Source organism: Actinomadura geliboluensis, assembly GCF_043197915.1.
GTDB classification, from domain to species: Bacteria; Actinomycetota; Actinomycetes; order Streptosporangiales; family Streptosporangiaceae; genus Spirillospora; species Spirillospora geliboluensis.
In genome coordinates this window covers 38,045-54,964 of the sequence record NZ_JBICUA010000007.1, presented here as the reverse complement: position 1 = coordinate 54,964, position 16,920 = coordinate 38,045, and the positions used below count along the sequence as shown (strand labels likewise).

Annotated in this window: 20 protein-coding genes; 12 read left to right on the top strand and 8 right to left on the bottom strand. The window is 73.4% G+C overall.

Going from position 1 to position 16,920, the window contains the following annotated elements:
• The first annotated feature begins 104 nt into the window (after positions 1 to 104).
• From ACGFI1_RS22875 to ACGFI1_RS22845, 7 genes are all read left to right on the top strand, one after another.
• Complete coding sequence (locus tag ACGFI1_RS22875; protein WP_392787634.1) at positions 105 to 2,567, top strand: M4 family metallopeptidase; 2,463 nt, start codon at positions 105 to 107, stop codon at positions 2,565 to 2,567.
• Positions 2,568 to 2,684: 117 nt separating this feature from the next.
• Positions 2,685 to 3,209, top strand: coding sequence for a DUF488 domain-containing protein (locus ACGFI1_RS22870; RefSeq protein ID WP_301176193.1), 525 nt, complete (start codon positions 2,685 to 2,687; stop codon positions 3,207 to 3,209).
• 251 nt (positions 3,210 to 3,460) lie between these two features.
• Positions 3,461 to 4,216, top strand: coding sequence for an SDR family oxidoreductase (locus tag ACGFI1_RS22865; RefSeq protein ID WP_386876316.1), 756 nt, complete (start codon positions 3,461 to 3,463; stop codon positions 4,214 to 4,216).
• A 27-nt stretch (positions 4,217 to 4,243) separates the two neighbouring features.
• A complete protein-coding gene (locus ACGFI1_RS22860; protein WP_301176194.1) occupies positions 4,244 to 5,029 on the top strand; it encodes a class I SAM-dependent methyltransferase in 786 nt (261 codons plus the stop codon).
• Positions 5,026 to 5,235: a hypothetical protein gene (locus tag ACGFI1_RS22855; RefSeq protein ID WP_386876314.1), complete on the top strand. Its 210-nt coding sequence runs from the start codon at positions 5,026 to 5,028 to the stop codon at positions 5,233 to 5,235. Before ACGFI1_RS22860 ends, ACGFI1_RS22855 begins: the two co-directional genes overlap by 4 nt.
• Positions 5,232 to 6,977, top strand: coding sequence for a ferritin-like domain-containing protein (locus ACGFI1_RS22850; RefSeq protein ID WP_392787632.1), 1,746 nt, complete (start codon positions 5,232 to 5,234; stop codon positions 6,975 to 6,977). The genes ACGFI1_RS22855 and ACGFI1_RS22850 overlap by 4 nt, the downstream gene beginning before the upstream one ends.
• Positions 6,974 to 8,191: a low temperature requirement protein A gene (locus tag ACGFI1_RS22845; protein ID WP_392787630.1), complete on the top strand. Its 1,218-nt coding sequence runs from the start codon at positions 6,974 to 6,976 to the stop codon at positions 8,189 to 8,191. The genes ACGFI1_RS22850 and ACGFI1_RS22845 overlap by 4 nt, the downstream gene beginning before the upstream one ends.
• A gap of 15 nt (positions 8,192 to 8,206) precedes the next feature.
• On the opposite strand, the gene ACGFI1_RS22840 is transcribed toward ACGFI1_RS22845, so the two are convergent.
• From ACGFI1_RS22840 to ACGFI1_RS22825, 4 genes are all read right to left on the bottom strand, one after another.
• Positions 8,207 to 8,617, bottom strand: a complete 411-nt coding sequence (locus tag ACGFI1_RS22840; RefSeq protein WP_205719178.1) for a cold-shock protein — start codon at positions 8,615 to 8,617, stop codon at positions 8,207 to 8,209.
• Between the two features lie 149 nt (positions 8,618 to 8,766).
• On the bottom strand, positions 8,767 to 9,891 hold the full coding sequence (locus ACGFI1_RS22835) for an NAD(P)/FAD-dependent oxidoreductase (RefSeq protein WP_392787627.1): 1,125 nt from the start codon (positions 9,889 to 9,891) through the stop codon (positions 8,767 to 8,769).
• A 260-nt stretch (positions 9,892 to 10,151) separates the two neighbouring features.
• The gene (locus ACGFI1_RS22830; protein ID WP_392787625.1) at positions 10,152 to 10,478 is read right to left on the bottom strand and encodes a fumarylacetoacetate hydrolase family protein; all 327 of its coding nucleotides are present in this window, start codon (positions 10,476 to 10,478) and stop codon (positions 10,152 to 10,154) included.
• Between the two features lie 41 nt (positions 10,479 to 10,519).
• Positions 10,520 to 10,801: a VOC family protein gene (locus ACGFI1_RS22825; protein WP_392787622.1), complete on the bottom strand. Its 282-nt coding sequence runs from the start codon at positions 10,799 to 10,801 to the stop codon at positions 10,520 to 10,522.
• 54 nt (positions 10,802 to 10,855) lie between these two features.
• Between ACGFI1_RS22825 and ACGFI1_RS22820 the strand changes: the two genes are divergently transcribed.
• The gene (locus ACGFI1_RS22820; protein ID WP_392787619.1) at positions 10,856 to 11,446 is read left to right on the top strand and encodes a LysR substrate-binding domain-containing protein; all 591 of its coding nucleotides are present in this window, start codon (positions 10,856 to 10,858) and stop codon (positions 11,444 to 11,446) included.
• Between the two features lie 53 nt (positions 11,447 to 11,499).
• Positions 11,500 to 12,351, top strand: coding sequence for an SAM-dependent methyltransferase (locus ACGFI1_RS22815; protein ID WP_392735902.1), 852 nt, complete (start codon positions 11,500 to 11,502; stop codon positions 12,349 to 12,351).
• Positions 12,352 to 12,503: 152 nt separating this feature from the next.
• On the opposite strand, the gene map is transcribed toward ACGFI1_RS22815, so the two are convergent.
• On the bottom strand, positions 12,504 to 13,307 hold the full coding sequence (map, locus tag ACGFI1_RS22810) for a type I methionyl aminopeptidase (RefSeq protein ID WP_387078268.1): 804 nt from the start codon (positions 13,305 to 13,307) through the stop codon (positions 12,504 to 12,506).
• 90 nt (positions 13,308 to 13,397) lie between these two features.
• Between map and ACGFI1_RS22805 the strand changes: the two genes are divergently transcribed.
• The gene (locus ACGFI1_RS22805) at positions 13,398 to 13,667 is read left to right on the top strand and encodes a helix-turn-helix transcriptional regulator (protein ID WP_301176202.1); all 270 of its coding nucleotides are present in this window, start codon (positions 13,398 to 13,400) and stop codon (positions 13,665 to 13,667) included.
• Between the two features lie 99 nt (positions 13,668 to 13,766).
• On the opposite strand, the gene ACGFI1_RS22800 is transcribed toward ACGFI1_RS22805, so the two are convergent.
• Positions 13,767 to 14,033 carry a hypothetical protein gene (locus ACGFI1_RS22800; RefSeq protein ID WP_392787616.1) on the bottom strand — a complete coding sequence of 89 codons (267 nt, stop codon included), beginning with the start codon at positions 14,031 to 14,033 and terminating at the stop codon, positions 13,767 to 13,769.
• 293 nt (positions 14,034 to 14,326) lie between these two features.
• Entirely contained in the window at positions 14,327 to 15,139 is an 813-nt protein-coding gene (locus tag ACGFI1_RS22795; protein ID WP_392787614.1) for an SDR family NAD(P)-dependent oxidoreductase, read from the bottom strand.
• Between the two features lie 86 nt (positions 15,140 to 15,225).
• Between ACGFI1_RS22795 and ACGFI1_RS22790 the strand changes: the two genes are divergently transcribed.
• Positions 15,226 to 15,786 carry a TetR/AcrR family transcriptional regulator gene (locus ACGFI1_RS22790; protein WP_392787611.1) on the top strand — a complete coding sequence of 187 codons (561 nt, stop codon included), beginning with the start codon at positions 15,226 to 15,228 and terminating at the stop codon, positions 15,784 to 15,786.
• Between the two features lie 13 nt (positions 15,787 to 15,799).
• Here the strand turns inward: ACGFI1_RS22790 and ACGFI1_RS22785 are convergent, their stop codons facing one another.
• A complete protein-coding gene (locus ACGFI1_RS22785) occupies positions 15,800 to 16,327 on the bottom strand; it encodes a dihydrofolate reductase family protein (protein WP_392787609.1) in 528 nt (175 codons plus the stop codon).
• Positions 16,328 to 16,449: 122 nt separating this feature from the next.
• Here ACGFI1_RS22785 and ACGFI1_RS22780 point away from each other — a divergent pair, with 122 nt between their 5' ends.
• Positions 16,450 to 16,917 carry a PPOX class F420-dependent oxidoreductase gene (locus tag ACGFI1_RS22780; RefSeq protein WP_392787607.1) on the top strand — a complete coding sequence of 156 codons (468 nt, stop codon included), beginning with the start codon at positions 16,450 to 16,452 and terminating at the stop codon, positions 16,915 to 16,917.
• The last annotated feature ends 3 nt before the right edge of the window (positions 16,918 to 16,920 follow it).

The following is a 16,920-nucleotide window of genomic DNA, read 5'->3' as shown; positions in this document are numbered from 1 at the left end:
CATTCTTCGCCAGGCTTACTAATGCGGACGAAGCTGCTCACACTCGCGCTTGTCAACCCCCCGTCACCACGGGCTCCCTTCAGTGGTGAAAGGACGTCCATCCCATGTCCCAACGGACAATCGCGATCGCCGCGTCGGCGGCGGCGCTGGTCGCCCTGACCGGCGTCGCCGTGGCCTCGCCGGCCGCGGCCACCCCGCAGGCCCCGCCCCGTCCGCACCAGCCCGCCGGGCCGTCCGCGTTCGCGGACGCGCCCTTCACGCTCAACCCGTCCCCGTCCGTCCGCAAGCGCGCCATCGCCAGGGCGCGGAAGGCCATCGCGGCGCACCCCGGCCGCGCGCACCGCGCCGGCGGGCACGAGTTCACCGCCCGGTCGGTCGTCGTCGACCGCGACGGGTCGGCCGACGTCCGGTTCGACCGCACCTACCGCGGGCTCCCCGTCTACGGCGGGGACCTCGTCGTGCACCTCAGGCCGGACGGCTCCTACGGCGCGCTGGAGACGGCGTCCGACACCGCCGGCGCGATCCTGACGACGCCCAAGGTGCGCGCCTCGGCCGCCGCCGGGATCGCCCGCACGCAGCTCAAGGGCACGGTCTCGGCGGTCTCGAAGCCGAAGCTGGCGATCAAGATGGAGGGCCGGTCCGCGGCGCTGGTCTGGCAGACCGTCGTGACCGGCGTCCGCGCCGACCGCACGCCCAGCAAGCTGCACGTGCTGGTGGACGCCCAGAAGGGCGGCGTCGTCCAGAGCGACGACGAGGTCTCCACGTTCGTGCCGTCCGGCGTGCGGACCGCCCCGGCCGCCTCCACCCCGGCCGCCGCCCCCGCCACAGCCCTGACCCAGGGCACGGGCCACGGCATCTACGTCGGCACCGTCAACCTCGACCTGACACAGTCCGGCAGCACCTGGACGATGCGGGACCCCTCCCACGGCAACGGATACACCACCAACCTGAACCACGCCACGTCCGGGACCGGCACCGTCTTCAGCAACTCCACCGGCGAGTTCGGCAACGGCAGCAACAGCGACCCCTCGTCGGCCGGAGTGGACGCGCACTACGGCGCCGCCATGACCTACGACTACTTCAAGAACGTCCACGACCGGAACGGCATCTTCGGCGACGGCAGCGGCGTCCCGTCCCGCACCCACTACGGCAACGCCTACGTCAACGCGTTCTGGGACGGCTCCCAGATGACCTACGGCGACGGTGAGGGCAACGCCAGGCCGCTGGTCGAGATCGACGTCGCCGGGCACGAGATGAGCCACGGCGTGAGCGGCGCCATCGTCGGCTGGGGCGAGAACGGCGAGACCGGCGGGATGAACGAGGGCACCAGCGACATCTTCGGGACGATGGTGGAGTTCTACGCCAACAACCCCGTGGACAAGCCCGACTACACCATGGGCGAGCTGATCGACATCTTCGGCAACGGCGACCCGCTGCGCTACATGTACAACCCGGCGCTGGACGGCCAGTCGCCGAACTGCTGGGACAGCGGCAACGGCGGGCTCGACCCGCACTACTCCATGGGCCCGCTGAACCACTGGTTCTTCCTTACCGCCGTGGGCAGCGGCGACCACGGCTACGGCAACAGCCCGACGTGCAACAACTCCACCGTCACCGGGATCGGCAACGACAAGGCCGCCAAGATCTGGTTCAAGGCCCTCGCGTCCTACGCCAACAGCAACGAGAACTACGCCGACGCCCGCGTCGACTCGCTGAAGGCCGCGGCCGACCTGTACGGCACGCACTGCACCGAGTACAACACCGTGATGGCCGCCTGGGCGGCGGTCAGCGTCACCGGCTCCGACCCGGTTCCCGGCGAGTGCCCCGGCCAGGGCGGCAACCCGAAGGTCACCAACCCCGGGAACCAGACCGGCACGGTCGGCACGGCGGTCAACCTCGCCGTGCAGGCCAGCGACCCGAACGGCGAGACGCTGAGCTACAGCGCGACCGGGCTGCCGGCCGGGCTGTCGATCAACGCCTCCAGCGGCGTGATCTCCGGGACTCCGACCACGGCGGGCTCCAGCACCGTCACGGTCACCGCGAAGAACACCTCGGGCCTCACCGGCACCGCGTCCTTCACCTGGACGGTCAACCCGCCCGGCGGAGGCTGCTCCGCGCCGGGCGACAAGGTGTCCAACGGCGGGTTCGAGAGCGGGACGTCGCCCTGGACCACCACCTCGGGCGTCGTGTCGTCCAACAGCGACGGTGAGACCGCCCACTCCGGCACGCACTACGCCTGGCTCGACGGCTACGGCCGCACCCACACCGACTCGGCGACGCAGTCGGTGACGATCCCGGCCGGGTGCAAGGCGACGCTGACGTACTACGTGCACATCGACACCGCGGAGACCACCGGCGTCACGGCCTATGACAACCTCACGGTGAAGGTCGGCGGCACCACCGTCGCCGCCTACTCCAACCTCGACGCCAACTCGGGCTACGTCCAGAAGAGCATCGACGTGTCCGCCTACGCGGGCCGGACCGTCACGCTCTCGTTCTCCGGCACGGAGGACGCCGCCCTGTACACGAGCTTCGTCATCGACGACGTGGCCGTGAACGCGAGCTGACGAACGCGTTCCCGCCGCCGGCCCTCACCAGGGGGCCGGCGGCGATCGAGAGCGGCCCGGACGCCCCGATGCGGCCGGCGGGGGTGTCCCGCCGGCCGCATCGGGCAGCCTGATGGCGTGGAACCGCTGCTGACGTTCGGGCACGGCACCGCGGGGCGCGCGGAGCTGGCGCCCCTGCTGCGCGGAGCCGGGGTGCGGTCCGTCGTGGACGTCCGCACCGCGCCCGGCAGCCGCCGCAACCCCGACGTGCAGCGCGACGCCCTCGCGGAGTGGCTGCCCGCCGAGGGCGTCGGCTACCGCTGGGACAAGCGCCTCGGCGGCTTCCGCCGCGCCGCGCCCGACAGCCCCGACACGTTCTGGCGCAACGACTCCTTCCGCGGGTACGCCGGGCACACCCGCAGCCCCGAGTTCCTGGACGCGATGGACGAGCTGCTGCGCGAGGCCGGGCAGGCGCGCACGGCCGTCATGTGCAGCGAGTCGGTGTGGTGGCGCTGCCACCGCCGGCTCATCGCCGACTTCGCCGTCCTGGCGCGCGGCCGCCCCGTCCTGCACCTGGCCCACGACGGCCGCCTCACCGAGCATCCGCCGACGTCGGGCGCGCGCCTGCGGGAGGACGGCCGGCTCGTCTACGACGGGGAATGACCGGCCCCGGGCCCCCGCGCGCCCGGGACCCCCGTGAGGCGGCCAGTGTCCCACCCTGGTGCCCCTGCCGGAGGCGGCGATGACAGTTGTCGGTGTCGGCCCGCCGGTCGCATGACCAGCGGGTCATACGGGACGGGACCTCCCGCATCGGAAAAAAGTTCGCGGGAACTGTCACGGGTGAGGGGTCCGCCTTGTCCTAGATGGCGGCCGGGCGGCGACCGTCGCCGCCCGGCGAACTGGAGGGGATCAACATGAAGATCGTGGTCATCGGAGGCACCGGCCTGATCGGGTCGAAGGTCGTGGAGAGGCTGAGCGCGCGGGGGCACGAGGCGGTGGCGGCGGCGCCGAACACCGGGGTGAACACGCTGACCGGCGAGGGCCTGGCGGACGTGCTGGCCGGGGCGTCGGTGGTGGTCGACGTGGCGAACTCGCCGTCGTTCGAGGACAAGGCCGTGCTGGAGTTCTTCGAGACCTCGACCGGCAACCTGCTGGCCGCCGAGCAGGGCGCGGGCGTCGGCCACCACGTCGGGCTGTCGATCGTGGGCACCGAGCGGGAGCCGTCCCGCGGCTACTTCCGCGCGAAGCAGGCCCAGGAGGACCTGATCCGCAAGTCGCCGATCCCGTACTCGATCGTGCACGCCACGCAGTTCTTCGAGTTCACCCGGGGCATCGCCGACGACGCCACCGACGGCGGCACCGTGCGGATCGCGCCCGTGCAGTACCAGCCCATGGCCGGCGACGACGTCGCCGCGCGCGTCGCCGAGGTCGCGATGGGCGCCCCGCTGAACGGCCGGATCGAGACCGCCGGGCCGGAGCGGTTCCGGATGGACGAGTTCATCCGCGACGCCCTCGCCTACTGGAACGACCCGCGCGAGGTCGTCGCCGACCCGCACGCGCACTACTTCGGGGCCGAGGTCGAGGAGCGGAGCCTGGTCCCGCTCGGCGACGCCGTCCTCGGCTCGATCCGCTACGCCGACTGGCCCGGCCGCGACGCGGTGGCGAAGTAGGCCCCGCCGGACGATCGGGGGAGTGCCATGACCGCAGCGGCGATGGTCGCCGAGTTCGATGACGTGGCGGAATGGACGGCCGAGGCGGTCGAGCTGCTCGGGGACCGGTACGCGATCCCGGCCGCCTGCCGCGGCAGCGCGAACCCGGCGGCGCTGGCCTGGCTCGCCGAGGCGTGCGAGCTGGCGCCCGGGACGACGCTGCTGGACGTCGGCGCCGGCGCGGGCGGCCCGGCGGCCTGGGCGGCCGAGCGGTTCGGTGTCCGGCCGGTGCTGCTGGAGCGGATGCCGGCCGCGTGCCGGGCGGCGGCCCGGCTGTTCGGGCTGCCGGTCGTGACCGCCGACGCGGCGCGGATCCCGCTGCGGACCGGGTCCGCCGACGCCGCCTGGTGCCTGGGCGTCCTGTGCACCGTCCAGGACAAGGCCGCGCTGCTCGGCGAGATCCACCGGGTGCTGGCCCCCGGCGCGTCGCTGGGGCTGCTGGTGACGGTCGCCCGCGGCCCGGTGCTCGGCGCGGTCCCGGACGGCAACCACTTCCCCACTCAGCCGGAGCTCGCCGGACTGCTCGACGGCGCCGGGTTCGACCTCGTCGAGCAGATCGAGCGGCCCGGGTACGCGCCGCTGGCCTGGTCGCGCAGCGCCGCGGAGGTCGCCGCGCTCGTCGCCGCCCGGCACCGCGAGGACCGGGCGTACGCGCTGGCCGCCCACCAGGGCGAGCGCTTCTCCCGCCTGCTCGCCTCCGGGCGGCTCTCCATGCAGCTCGTTCACGCCGTCGCCCGGCCCCGTGCGGCGCGGCCCCCCAAGGAGGACACGTGACCTCAGCGAATGAGGACAAGAGTTTCGAGATCGAACTGGAGATCGAGATCGAGGAGGAGCTGACCCTGGTCGAGTCGAGCCGCCCGGAGGAGGCGGCGGCCGCCCCCGTCGGCGAGTGGCTGTTCGACCCGGCCGACGCCGAGCGCGACGAGGTCGGCCTGCGCAACCTCCTCGGCGCAGTGGAGAAGTTGGAAGGCGACTCATGAGCCAGACGACCGCCCGCCCGGCGCGGATCGCGACCCTGGAGAGCCTCCGCGAGCACCTGCAGTGGGCGATCGAGCTGGAGCACGCGACGCTGCCGCCGTACCTGTGCGCGCTGTACTCGCTCGACCCGGAGCGCAACCCCGAGGCCGTCCAGGTGGTGGCGAGCGTGTTCGCCGAGGAGATGCTCCACTTGGCGCTCGCGGCGAACCTGCTCAACGCGGTCGGTGGCCGGCCTCGGCTGGACGTCCCGGAGATGCTCCCGCCGCACCCCCGGCCCCTGCCGCACGGCGACCGCTCCCTGCAGCTGTCCCTGGTGCCGTTCGGCCCGGAGGCGATCGAGGCGTTCCTGCGGATCGAGAGGCCCGCACCGCCCGGTGCGCCGCCGGAGGACGACGCCTACGAGACGATCGGGCAGTTCTACGACGCGGTCGAGGAGGGGCTGCGCGGGCTGTGCGACCGACTCGGCGAGGACGCGGTGTTCTCCGGCGACCCGGCCCGCCAGGTGACGTCCGCCCACTTCCGCAACAGCGCCGGGCGGCTGTTCGCGGTCACCGGCCTGACCTCGGCGCTGGCCGCGCTGGAGGAGATCGTCGAGCAGGGCGAGGGCACCGCGCGCGGCGAGGTCTGGGACGGCGACCGGGACGTCTTCCACCCCGAGCGGGACGAGGTCGCGCACTACTACCGGTTCCAGGAGCTGAAGGCGGGCCGGCGCTACCGGCGCGGCGACACCCCCGAGTCGGGGCCGACCGGCGAACCGGTCGCCGTGGACTTCGGCGGCGTCCGGCCGATGCGGCGCAATCCGCGCCTGGCCGACCATCCGCCGGGCAGCGAGATCCGCGCCGCCCAGGAGGAGTTCAACCGCACCTACTGCGGCATCCTGCACCTGCTCGAACTGGCCTTCGACGGCAGTCCGGGGATGCTGCCGGTCGCGGTCGGCACCATGTACGCGCTGAAGGCGCAGGCCGAGGCCCTGATGAGCATGCCGGACGAGGGCGGCACCACCGCCGGCCCCACCTTCGAGTACGTGCCGAAGGAGGCGCGTGGCTGGAGCAAAGGGGAGGAGCGGCGCGTCGTCGTGCTCCGCGACGGCCCGTACGTCGTGTACGGCGGGATCCCGCTCCGCCGCAAGCGCAAGATCGTCTCGTCGGAGGGCGCCGCGCTGACCTGGCAGACGGGCGAGGACCTGCCCACCGAGGACGTGTACGCGCTGTGCCGCTGCGGCCGGTCGGGGTCCAAGCCGTTCTGCGACGGGACGCACGCCCTCGCCGGGTTCGACGGGACCGAGAGCGCCGGCCTCCGCCCCTACGCGGAGCTGCAGCACGTCCACGACGGGGTGGGCATCTCGGCGCAGCGGGTCGGGGAGCTGTGCATCCACGCGGCGTTCTGCATCGGCCGCACCAGGCCGATCGCCGAGATGCTCGCCGACACCGACGACAGCGACGTCCGCGCCGAGATCATGGGGCGGATCGACCACTGCCCGTCCGGCTCCTACAGCTACGCCCTGCGGCGCGGCGGCGAGACGATCGAGGCCGACCTGCCGCAGGCGGTCTCCGTCCTCGCCGAGGAGGACGGCCTGGCGAGCGCGCTGTGGGTCACCGGCCGGGTGCCGGTCATGCGGTCGGACGGCCTGCCGCTGGAGACCCGCAACCGGGTGACGCTGTGCCGCTGCGGCCACTCGGAGAACAAGCCGCTGTGCGACGGCACCCACCGGGAGATCGGCTTCCGCGATGAGAACGCGCCGTGACTCCGCCGCACCGTGACGCGGCCGCGCCGCACCCGGAGTCCGGGATCCGGATCCGGGTGCGGATGCGGGCGCGCCCGATCGACGAGCCGCACCGGGCCGCGAGCCCGCTGGAGCTGCTGTTCGACCTGACGTTCGTGGTCGCGGTCGCGGCGGTCACCGCGCAGCTGGCGCACGAGATCGCGGCGGGGCGCGCCGCCGCCGGGGTGGTCCCGTTCCTCCTGGTCTTCTTCGCGATCTGGTGGGCGTGGATGAACTTCACCTGGTTCGCCTCGTCCTACGACACCGACGACGTGGCCTACCGGCTGCTGACCATGGTGCAGATGGCGGGCGTGCTGGTGCTCGCCGCCGGGGTGCCGGCGGCGGCGGACCACGACGACTGGCGCGGCGTCACGCTCGGCTACTTCATCATGCGGATCGGGCTCGTCACGCAATGGGTGCGGGCCGGGATCGAGGACCCGGACGGCCGCCGCACCGCGTTCCGGTACGCGGGCGGCATGATCGCGCTGCAGGTGGGCTGGATCGTGCGCCAGGCGGCCGCGGAGACCGGCGCGCTGCCGCCGTCCGCGCACGTCCCGGTCTTCCTGGTGCTGGCCGCGCTGGAGCTGGCCGTGCCGGCGTGGGCGGAGCGGGCCGCGCCCACCACCTGGCATCCGCACCACATCGCCGAGCGCTACGGGCTCTTCACGATCATCCTGCTGGGGGAGAGCGTCCTCGCCGCGACCCGGGGCGTCGCGGGGGCGCTGGCGGAGTCGGAGGTCAGCAGCCCGTTCCTGGTGATCGCGGTGTCCGGCCTGGTGGTGCTGTTCGCCCTGTGGTGGCTGTACTTCCTCGCCCCGGCGGGCGCGGGGCTGCGCGACCGGCGGCACCGCTCCTTCCTGTGGGGCTACGGCCACTACGGGATCTTCGCCGCGCTCGCGGCGCTCGGCGCCGGGCTGGAGGTCGCGGTCGAGCAGACCGGGCACCACGTGGCGGCGTCGCCGATGGCGATCTGCTACGCGGTCGCCGTCCCGGTGGGGGTGTTCCTCGCCCTGCTGTGGCTGGTGCACGCGCTGATCGCGTCGCCGCCGCTGGCCCACCCGGGCGCGGTGGCGGGGTGCGCCGCGGCCGTGCTGCTGCTCCCGCTGGCGGCGCCGCAGGTCGGCGTGGCCGCCGTGGTCGCCGGGATCGCGGTGCTGTGCGTGCTGCTGACCGCCGTCACGATCGCGTCCCGCTGACCGGCGAGGGGAGGGTCAGTCCTCGCTCCAGCCGTGCTTGCGGGCGAAGGTCAGCAGGCTCTCGCGCAGCCGGACCAGGTGGGCGCCGGTCAGCTCGGGCACGCTGTCGAGGATCAGCTCGGTCAGCTCGATGCGCAGTTCCGTCGTGGTGAGGACGTCGCAGAGGACCTCGTCGTCGGACGGGACGATCCGCCCGCCGCCGCCGGCCGCGGGCGCGCGGTCGCCGATGACGCTGACGTCGAACGCCTTCAGCCCCCGCTCGCCGTCGATGAGCTCGTATTCGACCGAGGTCCCGGTGGCGATCAGCGTTTTGTCGTCGTTCAGATCATTCACATGGACGAAGACATCGGGACCGCCCTCGTCGGGTGTGATGAATCCGTAGCCGCGAACCTCATCGAACCGCGCGATCTTTCCCACATGCACCACGACAGCATCCTTCACCGAACGCACCTGCACCATCGTCCACCGAAATGCGCGGAGGGATCTCCATCGCGCCGCGTCGTCCCGGCCTTCGCCTCCAGGGTATCCAACGCGCCCCCCGCCGCGTGCGGAAGCGAAATCGCGCGATCCCGCGCTTACCGGGCCGCCGTCGGGGCGGCGCGGTCCGGGCGGTAGGGGGCGAGGGCGGGTTCGCCGCCGCGCAGGTCCGCGGCGATCAGGTCGGCGAGGTGCGGGCCCAGGGTCATGCCGCTGTGGGTGACGGCGGTGTAGAGGCCGGGCAGGTGCGGGCCGACGAGCGGGTACCCGTCGGCGGGCAGCGGCCGGACGCACCGGTGGACCGTCTCCACGCGGGCGGTGAGCGCGGGGATCAGCGCGCGGGCGCGGTCGAGGAGTTCGGCGGCCCGGCGGTCGAGGTCGGCCGCGGGGGTGCCGAGGTCGGTGGCGTCGTCCAGGTCGGCGGCCTCCAGCACCAGCCCGCCGCCGGGGACGGGGCGCAGGTCGACGCCGGGGGAGTGGACGACGCCGTTGAGCAGGCCGGGGGCGGGGCCGGTTACGGCGGTGAGGCCGGGCGCCGCGGACCCGGGCGCCTCGGCGTCGACCAGGGGGAGGGCGAGGCCGGCGGTCGCGAGCAGCGCGGGGGAGTGCCGCCCCGCCGCACAGACCGTGAAATCGGCGTCCAGGTCGTCGCCGGTGCCGAGGCGGACGCCGGTGACCCGGTCGCCGCGCAGGTTGAGGCGGGTGGCGGCCGTCCCGGTGATCAGCTGCGCGCCGGCGGAGCGGGCGCGGGCGGCGAGGGCCGCCACCGCGTCCGGGCCGTGCACGTGGCCCTCGCCGGGGTAGTGCGCGATGACCGCGCCGGCGGCGGGCGGGCGCAGGGCCGGTTCGAGTTCGCGCAGCCGGCCGGCGGTGATCGGCGCGGCCGGGTAGCCGAGCGCGGCCAGCCGCGCGACCCGGTCGGCCAGCCGCTCCTTGGCGGGGTCGTCGGTGGCCCAGGCGGTGTTGCCCGCGATGCGGAACCAGTCGGGGTCGCCGAACTCCCCGGCGAGCCGCCGCCAGGCGCCGAGGGCCGCGACGCGCAGGGAGTGGTAGGCGGGGTCGCCGGGGTCGTTGGCGTTGAGCCAGGCGAAGCTCGCGCCCGAGGTGCCCGCGCCGGGCCGGTCCCGCTCGACCAGCGTCACCTCGGCGGCGCCCGCCCCGCGGGTCAGCCGGTCGGCCAGCGCGGCGCCGATGATCCCGCCGCCGACGATGACGATGCGCATGCGTCAAGGATCTCAGGCTCCGCCGCGGACGGCCAGGCCCCGAAGACCATTCCGCGGCCTGTGTCCCGGCGGGCGGGACAAAGCCGCAGAAACGCCAATGGAGATGTATTGGTCCCGCCTACGGCATGCCATACGCATTTGCTGCTTCGGAGGCGCATAAGACATCGCTGAACCGCTTTGTAAGCTTAACCGCCATTTCCGTAAGCAGTGTGGCATGCGCGGCCGGAGGACCGCGTCCGCATTTCTACTGATCGGTCGATTTACGGACGTTCCCGGGAACGTTTGCGGGCGCGCGGCAGCGGGACGGGCGGCCGCCCTTGGACGACGGTGTTGGAGACGGCGCCGATCCCCTCGACCGTGAGGGTGACGACGTCGCCGGGCGTGAGCGGCGGCGGGTCCTGGGCGCCGGCCCGGCCCCACAGCTCGGCGAGGCAGCCGCCGTTGCCGCACGTCCCGGAGCCGAGGACGTCGCCGGGCCGCAGCTCGGCGCCCCGCGACGCGTAGGCGGCGAGCTCCTCGAACGTCCATCCCATGTTGGACAGCAGGTCCCGCCCGACGGGCCCCGGACGGCACAAGGCCGGGGACAACACCTTCTCCTACTTCCCGCCTGGTACGACGCACCGACCTTCTACTTCTCCAACCCCCAGATCATGCGGACGCCGGCGCGCGTGTCGGACAGCGCGAAGCCCAGGTGCCGCTCGTACCAGGCCCGGGTCGCGTCCAGGCCGGGGGAGTTGAGCACGACGTGCGACAGCCGCACCGGCACCGCCTCCCCCTCCTCCAGCCTGCGGTGCGGGCGGACGGCGACGTCGGCCGACACCTCGACCGTGCGGCCGTCGATGTCGAAGAACCGGAACCCGTACCCGCCGCCGGGGGTGGCGAGGGCGCCGGGCTCGGTGACGATCCGCACGCCCGCGGTCCCGAGCCGCGCGGCGAGCCCCCCACACGCCGGCGTAGAACGCGCGTGGCCCGCGCCCTGCACGCCGAGGCGCCCGGCGCCACCCTGGTCTTCGAGCAGGTCGGCCCCGGCATCGCCGACGACACCGGGGCCGTGCTCAGCGCCGTCGACGGCCTGCTCATGCCGCACGGCATCATCAGCGGCTTCCCCACGGTCGAGCTGTACCGGGACGAGTGGGTCTGCGTCATCGCGGACGGCCACCCCGAGGTCGGCGAGACCATCACCATGGACGACCTGGCCCGCCTGCCCTGGGCCGTCTACCAGCGCCCCTACGATGCGCCCGCCGCCCGCCAGCTGTCCATGCTCGGCCTGGAACCCCGAGTGGAAGTCTCGGTCCAGAGCTTCCACCTCCTGCCCGCCCTCGTCGCGGGGACCCGCCGGGTCGCCCTCGTCCAGCGCCGCCTCGCCGAACTGATGGCCCCGGTCGCGGACGTCCGCGTCCTGCCGTGCCCGTTCGAGGCGGTGCCCGTCCAGGAGGCGCTGTGGTGGCACCCGGTGCACACCCAGGACGCCGCCCACATCTGGCTCCGGGAGACCGCCGCCCGCGTCGCCGCCGACCTCGGCGTATCCCGGGCGGATGATCGTGATGCGGGCTAGCATGTCGGCAAAGATCGGTTAAGTCGGATACACGTGAATTAGGTGGGGTTCTGGTGGCGGAGAACGAACCGCGTTCGGACTGGCCGGGCGAGCGCGCACCGTCCATGGACCTGCGGACCGACGTCCCCCACTCGGCCCGCATGTACGACTACTACCTGGGCGGCAAGGACAACTTCGCGGCCGACCGCGACGCCGCCGCCAAGGTCCTGCAGATCTTCCCCGACGTCGCCACCGGCGCCCGCGCCAACCGCCGCTTCCTCGGCCGCGCGGTCCGGCTCGCGGCGGACCTCGGCATCCGCCAGTACCTCGACATCGGCACCGGCATCCCGGCGTCCGACAACACCCACGAGGTCGCCCAGTCCGTCGCCCCCGACTCCCGCGTGGTCTACGTCGACAACGACCCCATCGTCCTGACCCACGCGCGCGCCCTGCTCGCCGGCAGCCCCGAGGGCCGCACCGCCTACCTGGACGCCGACTTCCGCGACCACGAGAAGATCCTCGGCGCCGCCGAGACCCGCGCCCTGATCGACTTCACGCAGCCCGTGGCCCTGCTCACCGTCGCCCTGCTGCACTTCATCCCGGACGAGGACGGACCGGGCGACATCCTGGAGCGCTACAAGGCCGCAATGCCGCCCGGCAGCGTGATGATCTTCTCCCACTCCACCACCGACCTCGTGGAGGACCCGGACGAGGCCGCGGCCGTGGTCCGCACCTACCGCGCCGGGGGCGTCAACCTGACCCCGCGCTCCCGCGACCGCGTCACCGAGTTCTTCACCGGCTGGGACCTTCTCGACCCGGGCGTCGTCCCCGTCACCGACTGGCGCCCCGACGGCAACCCCCACGACGCGGCCCTGACCCAGGCCCAGGCCGGCGCCTTCGGCGGCGTGGCCGTCAAACCCGCCTGACCGCACCCGTCCTCACCTCGGGCATGGAAGCGGCCCGGTGCACCGCGAGGGTGCACCAGGCCGCTTTTTCACGGCCGGGTAGGCGGGCGAGATCTTCGCCGCCCGCGCGACGTCCGCGATCGGCGGTCAGCGCCCTGCTCGCCGTCGAAGCGTCAGCCGGGGAGGTCTGCTTTGCGCGCGGGGCGCTCCGACTCGCGCCGGGTGAGGACGAGGGGGCCGTCCTCGGTGATGGCCACCGTGTGCTCGGAGTGGGCCGTGCGCGAGCCGTCGGCCGACCGGATGGTCCAGCCGTCGGGGTCGTAGACGATCCGGTCGGTGGTGCGGGCGAACCACGGTTCGAGCGCCAGGGTCAGGCCCGGCCGGAGCGTGAGGCCGCGACCGGCCTTGCCCTTGTTCGACACGTGCGGGCCCTCGTGCATCGTCCGGCCGAGGCCGTGGCCGCCGAACTCGTCGTTCACCGGGTAGCCGTAGGCGCCGGCCACCGCCGAGATCGCCGCCGAGATGTCGCCCAGGCGGTTGCCCGGCCGCGCGGTCTCGATCGCCGCCTCCAGGGCCTCCTCGGTGGCGCGGATGAGGCGCAGGTCCTCGTCGGCGGGGGTCCCGACGATGACCGTGCACGCCGAGTCGGCCACCCAGCCGTCGATGCTGACCGCGATGTCCGCGCTGAGGACGTCCCCGTCGCGCAGCGTGTAGTCATGGGGGAGGCCGTGCAGGACGGCGTCGTTGACCGACAGGCAGATGACGTTGCGGAACGGGCCGTTGCCGAAGGAGGGCGCGTAGTCCCAGTAGCACGACTCGGCGCCGCGCTGCTTGATCATGGCGCGCGCGTGGTGCTCCAGGTCCAGCAGGTTGACGTCCACCGCGGCGAGCCGGCTGACCTCCGAGAGCACCTCGGCGACGAAGCGGCCGGTCACGTGCATGCGCTCGATCTCCGCGGGCGTCTTCAGTTCGATCACGAGTACCTCACGTCCAGGGAGTTCCGGTATTACTATACCGCGCGACTGTAGCGCTTGACGGTATAGAAATACCACTCCTATCCTGGGGCCATGGTCCGCCAACCGCTCACGCCCGAACAGATCGAAGCAGGCAGGCGCCTCGGCGCCCTGCTGCGCAAGGCGCGGGCCGGACGCGACCTCACCGACGTCGCGCTCGCGGCCGGCATCTCGCCGGAGACCCTGCGCAAGATCGAGACCGGCCGCCTGCCCACCCCCGGCTTCGGCACGATCGTCCGCCTCGGCGAGGCCCTCGACATCCCGGTGCAGGACCTGGCCGCCACCTGGCGCGGCACCGACCTCCCCCTGGAAGCCGTCTCCTAGCCGCCTGATTCCCCCGTGCGCCGAGCCCGTGAACATGCGGAAGCCGCGCGGCGGGGGAGGGACGGGAGGAACCTCCACCGCCGCGCGGCGGCTTGGGGGTCAGCGACGGGCGCGGGCGATGGCGATGGTCTCGATGAGGGATTCGGGGTCAGGGGCGCTGACGATCTGCCATTGCGTCCCGCCGGGGACGAGCGCCCACCACTCCTCCGTGTGAGAGCCCCACCAGCAGATGACGCCGGAGCGGTCTTGCAGGTCCGCGATGGTCTTCGCGGGAGGTTGGTCCGGGTGGGGGCGGGGGAGGGGGAGGGGGCGCTGCTCGCCGGTGGTCTCACGCCGGTGGGTCTTGGCCGCGAGGACGGCGGCCACGTACGGGGTGAGGATCCGGGTGATCTGCTCGGCCGCGTGGACCGGCCTGGTGTGCGGGCAAGGTCCTCGCCCGCGCTCGACCGGTACCCGCAGTCGTTGGCGAAGTCTTCGGAGGGCGCACCCTGAGCCCCGAAAGAGCCTGAGCCCTCGGCCCGACTGGAAGTCACGGGCCGGGGGCTTCGTGCGTGAGACCTCCGCACGGGCTCGCTCGCTTTTCTAGATCATTGACCAGCGTGAAGTCGTCGGGCCTGCGCGCCGCGACGGCTTTGCCGACGCGGCACTCGACGGTCGGGTCAGAGGCCGTCCTCGACCGCCGCCGCCAGGTGTGCGGCGTCCTTGTCGTCGTGGTCGCCCATGGTGAGCGGGCGCCTCTTCGCACCGCGGAAGGCGGCCCTTCCCGGGGACGGGGCGTCGATGATGCCGATGATCGGGCGGACGGCGGCATCGGGGCGCTGGCCGAGCAGCTTCCCGAGGACCGCGGCGCCGACCTTCATGGCCGTCCCGACGTCGCCCGCGAAGCTGGACCGGACGATCCGCGCGGGACCCCACGTCACGTAGGCCAGGTCCGGGTTCGCGTCGGTCGCGAGGATGCCGAGCAGTTCGTTGGCCCGGCGCTGCTGCGCGTTGGACCGCGCGAACGTGAACCCCTCCGTCATCTCAAGGTCGTCGAAGTCGATGGCGTCCGCCCGCGCGCCGGGCACGGCGGTGTTCACGATGACCGGACGGTCGGCCGCGCCGAGCTGCGCGGCGAGACCGGTCACGAACACGAACTTGGACACGAAGAACAGCGCCCACGACGCCTCGCGCCCCTCGGCCGTGGTGTGCCGGCGCTGGACGAACGAGGCCGCGAGGACCAGCGCGTCGATCCGCTCGTAACCGGCCCGCAGGTGCTCGACCACGCGGCGACTCTCGGCGACCGACGACAGGTCGGCCGCGACGAACTCCGCCCGCGCCGCGAGGTCGCCGCCCGCCGCGCCGGTGACCAGCGCGTCGAACTTGGCGCGGCTCTGCCCGACCACCACGACGCGGTCGCCCGCCTCCAGGTAGTGGCGCGCCAGGGCCGCTCCCATGCCGTCGGTGCCGCCCGTGATCACGATCGTCCGCACTGCCCGCCTCCACTGTTCCGGAACACGTGTTCCGGAATAGGCTAGCACTAACCAGAACACGTGTTCCGGATCGCTAGGGTGTGGGGGTGGCAGCGGATCGGAGGCGGCGGCGGGACGCCGTCGAGAACAGGGAGCGGATCCTGGCGGCGGCGGAGCACGCCTTCCGGGAGCGCGGCATGGCCGTGGACATGCGCGCCGTCGCGGCGGCGGCCGGGGTCGGCGTCGGCACCCTCTACCGGCATTTCCCCACCCGCGAGCACCTCGTCCACGCCGTGACGGGCACCGATCTCGCCGACCTCGCCGAGGCGTCCCTCCCCGCGGGCATGCCCGCGATCGCCGCGCTCCGCGCGTTCTTCACCGCGGTGATGGCCCGGCTCACCGGCAACCAGGCGATGCTCGACCTGCTCACCGCCGGGTCGCCGGCGGACGAGGAGCTCCGGCGGTGCATCGAGCACCTCACCAGGGTCGGTCAGGAGGCCGTCGACCGCTCCCGCACCGATCACACCCTCGCCCCCGACGTGACCGCCCGCGACATCGCCTACCAACTGCTCGGGCTCGTCCGCATCGCGCCGCTGATCCCCGACTCCGAACCCGACGCGGTCGGGCATCACGTGGAACTCGCGCTGCGCGGCCTCGCGGCGCGGTAGGGGCGCCGGGACGTCAGTACGCGACGCGGTACCAGTGCGCGGACTCGCCCGCGAGCGGCTCCAGCCGCACCTGCTCGCCGCCGGGGTTGTCGAACAGCGGCACCCCGTCCCCGAGGAGCACCGGGGCGACGAAGACGAGCACCTCGTCCAGCACCTTCGCCTCGATGCACTGCCTGGCGACGTCCGCGCCCAGGACGTTGACGTAGCGGTCCCCGGCGGCGGCCTTGGCCTCCGCGACCGCCGTCCCGAGGTCGCCGGCGAACGTGACCCCCGGCACGGGCTGGGCAGGCGGCCGGTGCGTCAGGACGACCACCGGCCCCTCGTACTGGCCGCCGAACGCGCCTTCCTTGTCGGTGCCCTTGTTCGGGTCGTCGCCGCCGAACGTGCGGTTGCCGACGAGAAGGGCGCCGATCTGCTCGAGCAGGCGCTCGGCGGTCGGGTTCGGTTCGCCCAAGTGCTCGGTCAGCCAGGACATGTCCCCGCCCGGCCCGGCGATGAAGCCGTCGAGCGACATCGTCGCCGAGTACAGCAGCTTGGCCACAGCTCTTCCTTCCGTCGCGTCCTGGAGAGGAGACTTTCCCCGAACCCGGGAATCATCGGGATCAGGACACCGTCGGCGCGACGGCGCGCCGTGCGAGGGGCGGTGCGGGAACGGGGGCCGCTGTGGCGGTGCGGCGCTGGACGCCCGTGTACTGGGCACTCGACCGCGTCCGGCACTCCTCGGCGCGACGGGTGGACGTGGCGCAGGCGTCCCGCTTCGCGGGGCTGCGCGGGCACGGGACCGTCCTGGTCGTGACGTTCCGCCGCGACGGGACCGCGGTGCCCACCCCGCTGTCGTGCGTCATGGAGGACGGGCGCCTGCTGGCGAGCACCGCGCCCGACTCCGGGAAGGTCAAGCGGATCCGCCGCGACCCCCGCGCCCTCCTGGCACCGGCGACCGTGCGCGGCAGGCCCGTCGGCCCGGCCGTGGCGGCGGCCGCGCGGATCCTGGAGGGCGGCGACGCCGAGCGCGCCGAGCGGATCCTCGCCGGACGGTTCGGCATGGCACGTCGCCTCTACCGGCGGGTCATCGGCGTGCGTCCCGGCGAGACCGCCTACCTGGAGTTCACGCCCGGCGACCGCCGCCCGTGAACG

Excerpts from the sequence above, each read along its gene's own strand:
- ACGFI1_RS22860 (WP_301176194.1), top strand. The coding sequence starts at position 4,244 with ATGACCGCAGCGGCGATGGTCGCCGAGTTCGATGACGTGGCGGAATGG.
- ACGFI1_RS22835 (WP_392787627.1), bottom strand. The coding sequence starts at position 9,891 with ATGCGCATCGTCATCGTCGGCGGCGGGATCATCGGCGCCGCGCTGGCC.
- ACGFI1_RS22850 (WP_392787632.1), top strand. The coding sequence starts at position 5,232 with ATGAGCCAGACGACCGCCCGCCCGGCGCGGATCGCGACCCTGGAGAGC.
- ACGFI1_RS22805 (WP_301176202.1), top strand. The coding sequence starts at position 13,398 with ATGGTCCGCCAACCGCTCACGCCCGAACAGATCGAAGCAGGCAGGCGC.
- ACGFI1_RS22865 (WP_386876316.1), top strand. The coding sequence starts at position 3,461 with ATGAAGATCGTGGTCATCGGAGGCACCGGCCTGATCGGGTCGAAGGTC.
- ACGFI1_RS22875 (WP_392787634.1), top strand. The coding sequence starts at position 105 with ATGTCCCAACGGACAATCGCGATCGCCGCGTCGGCGGCGGCGCTGGTC.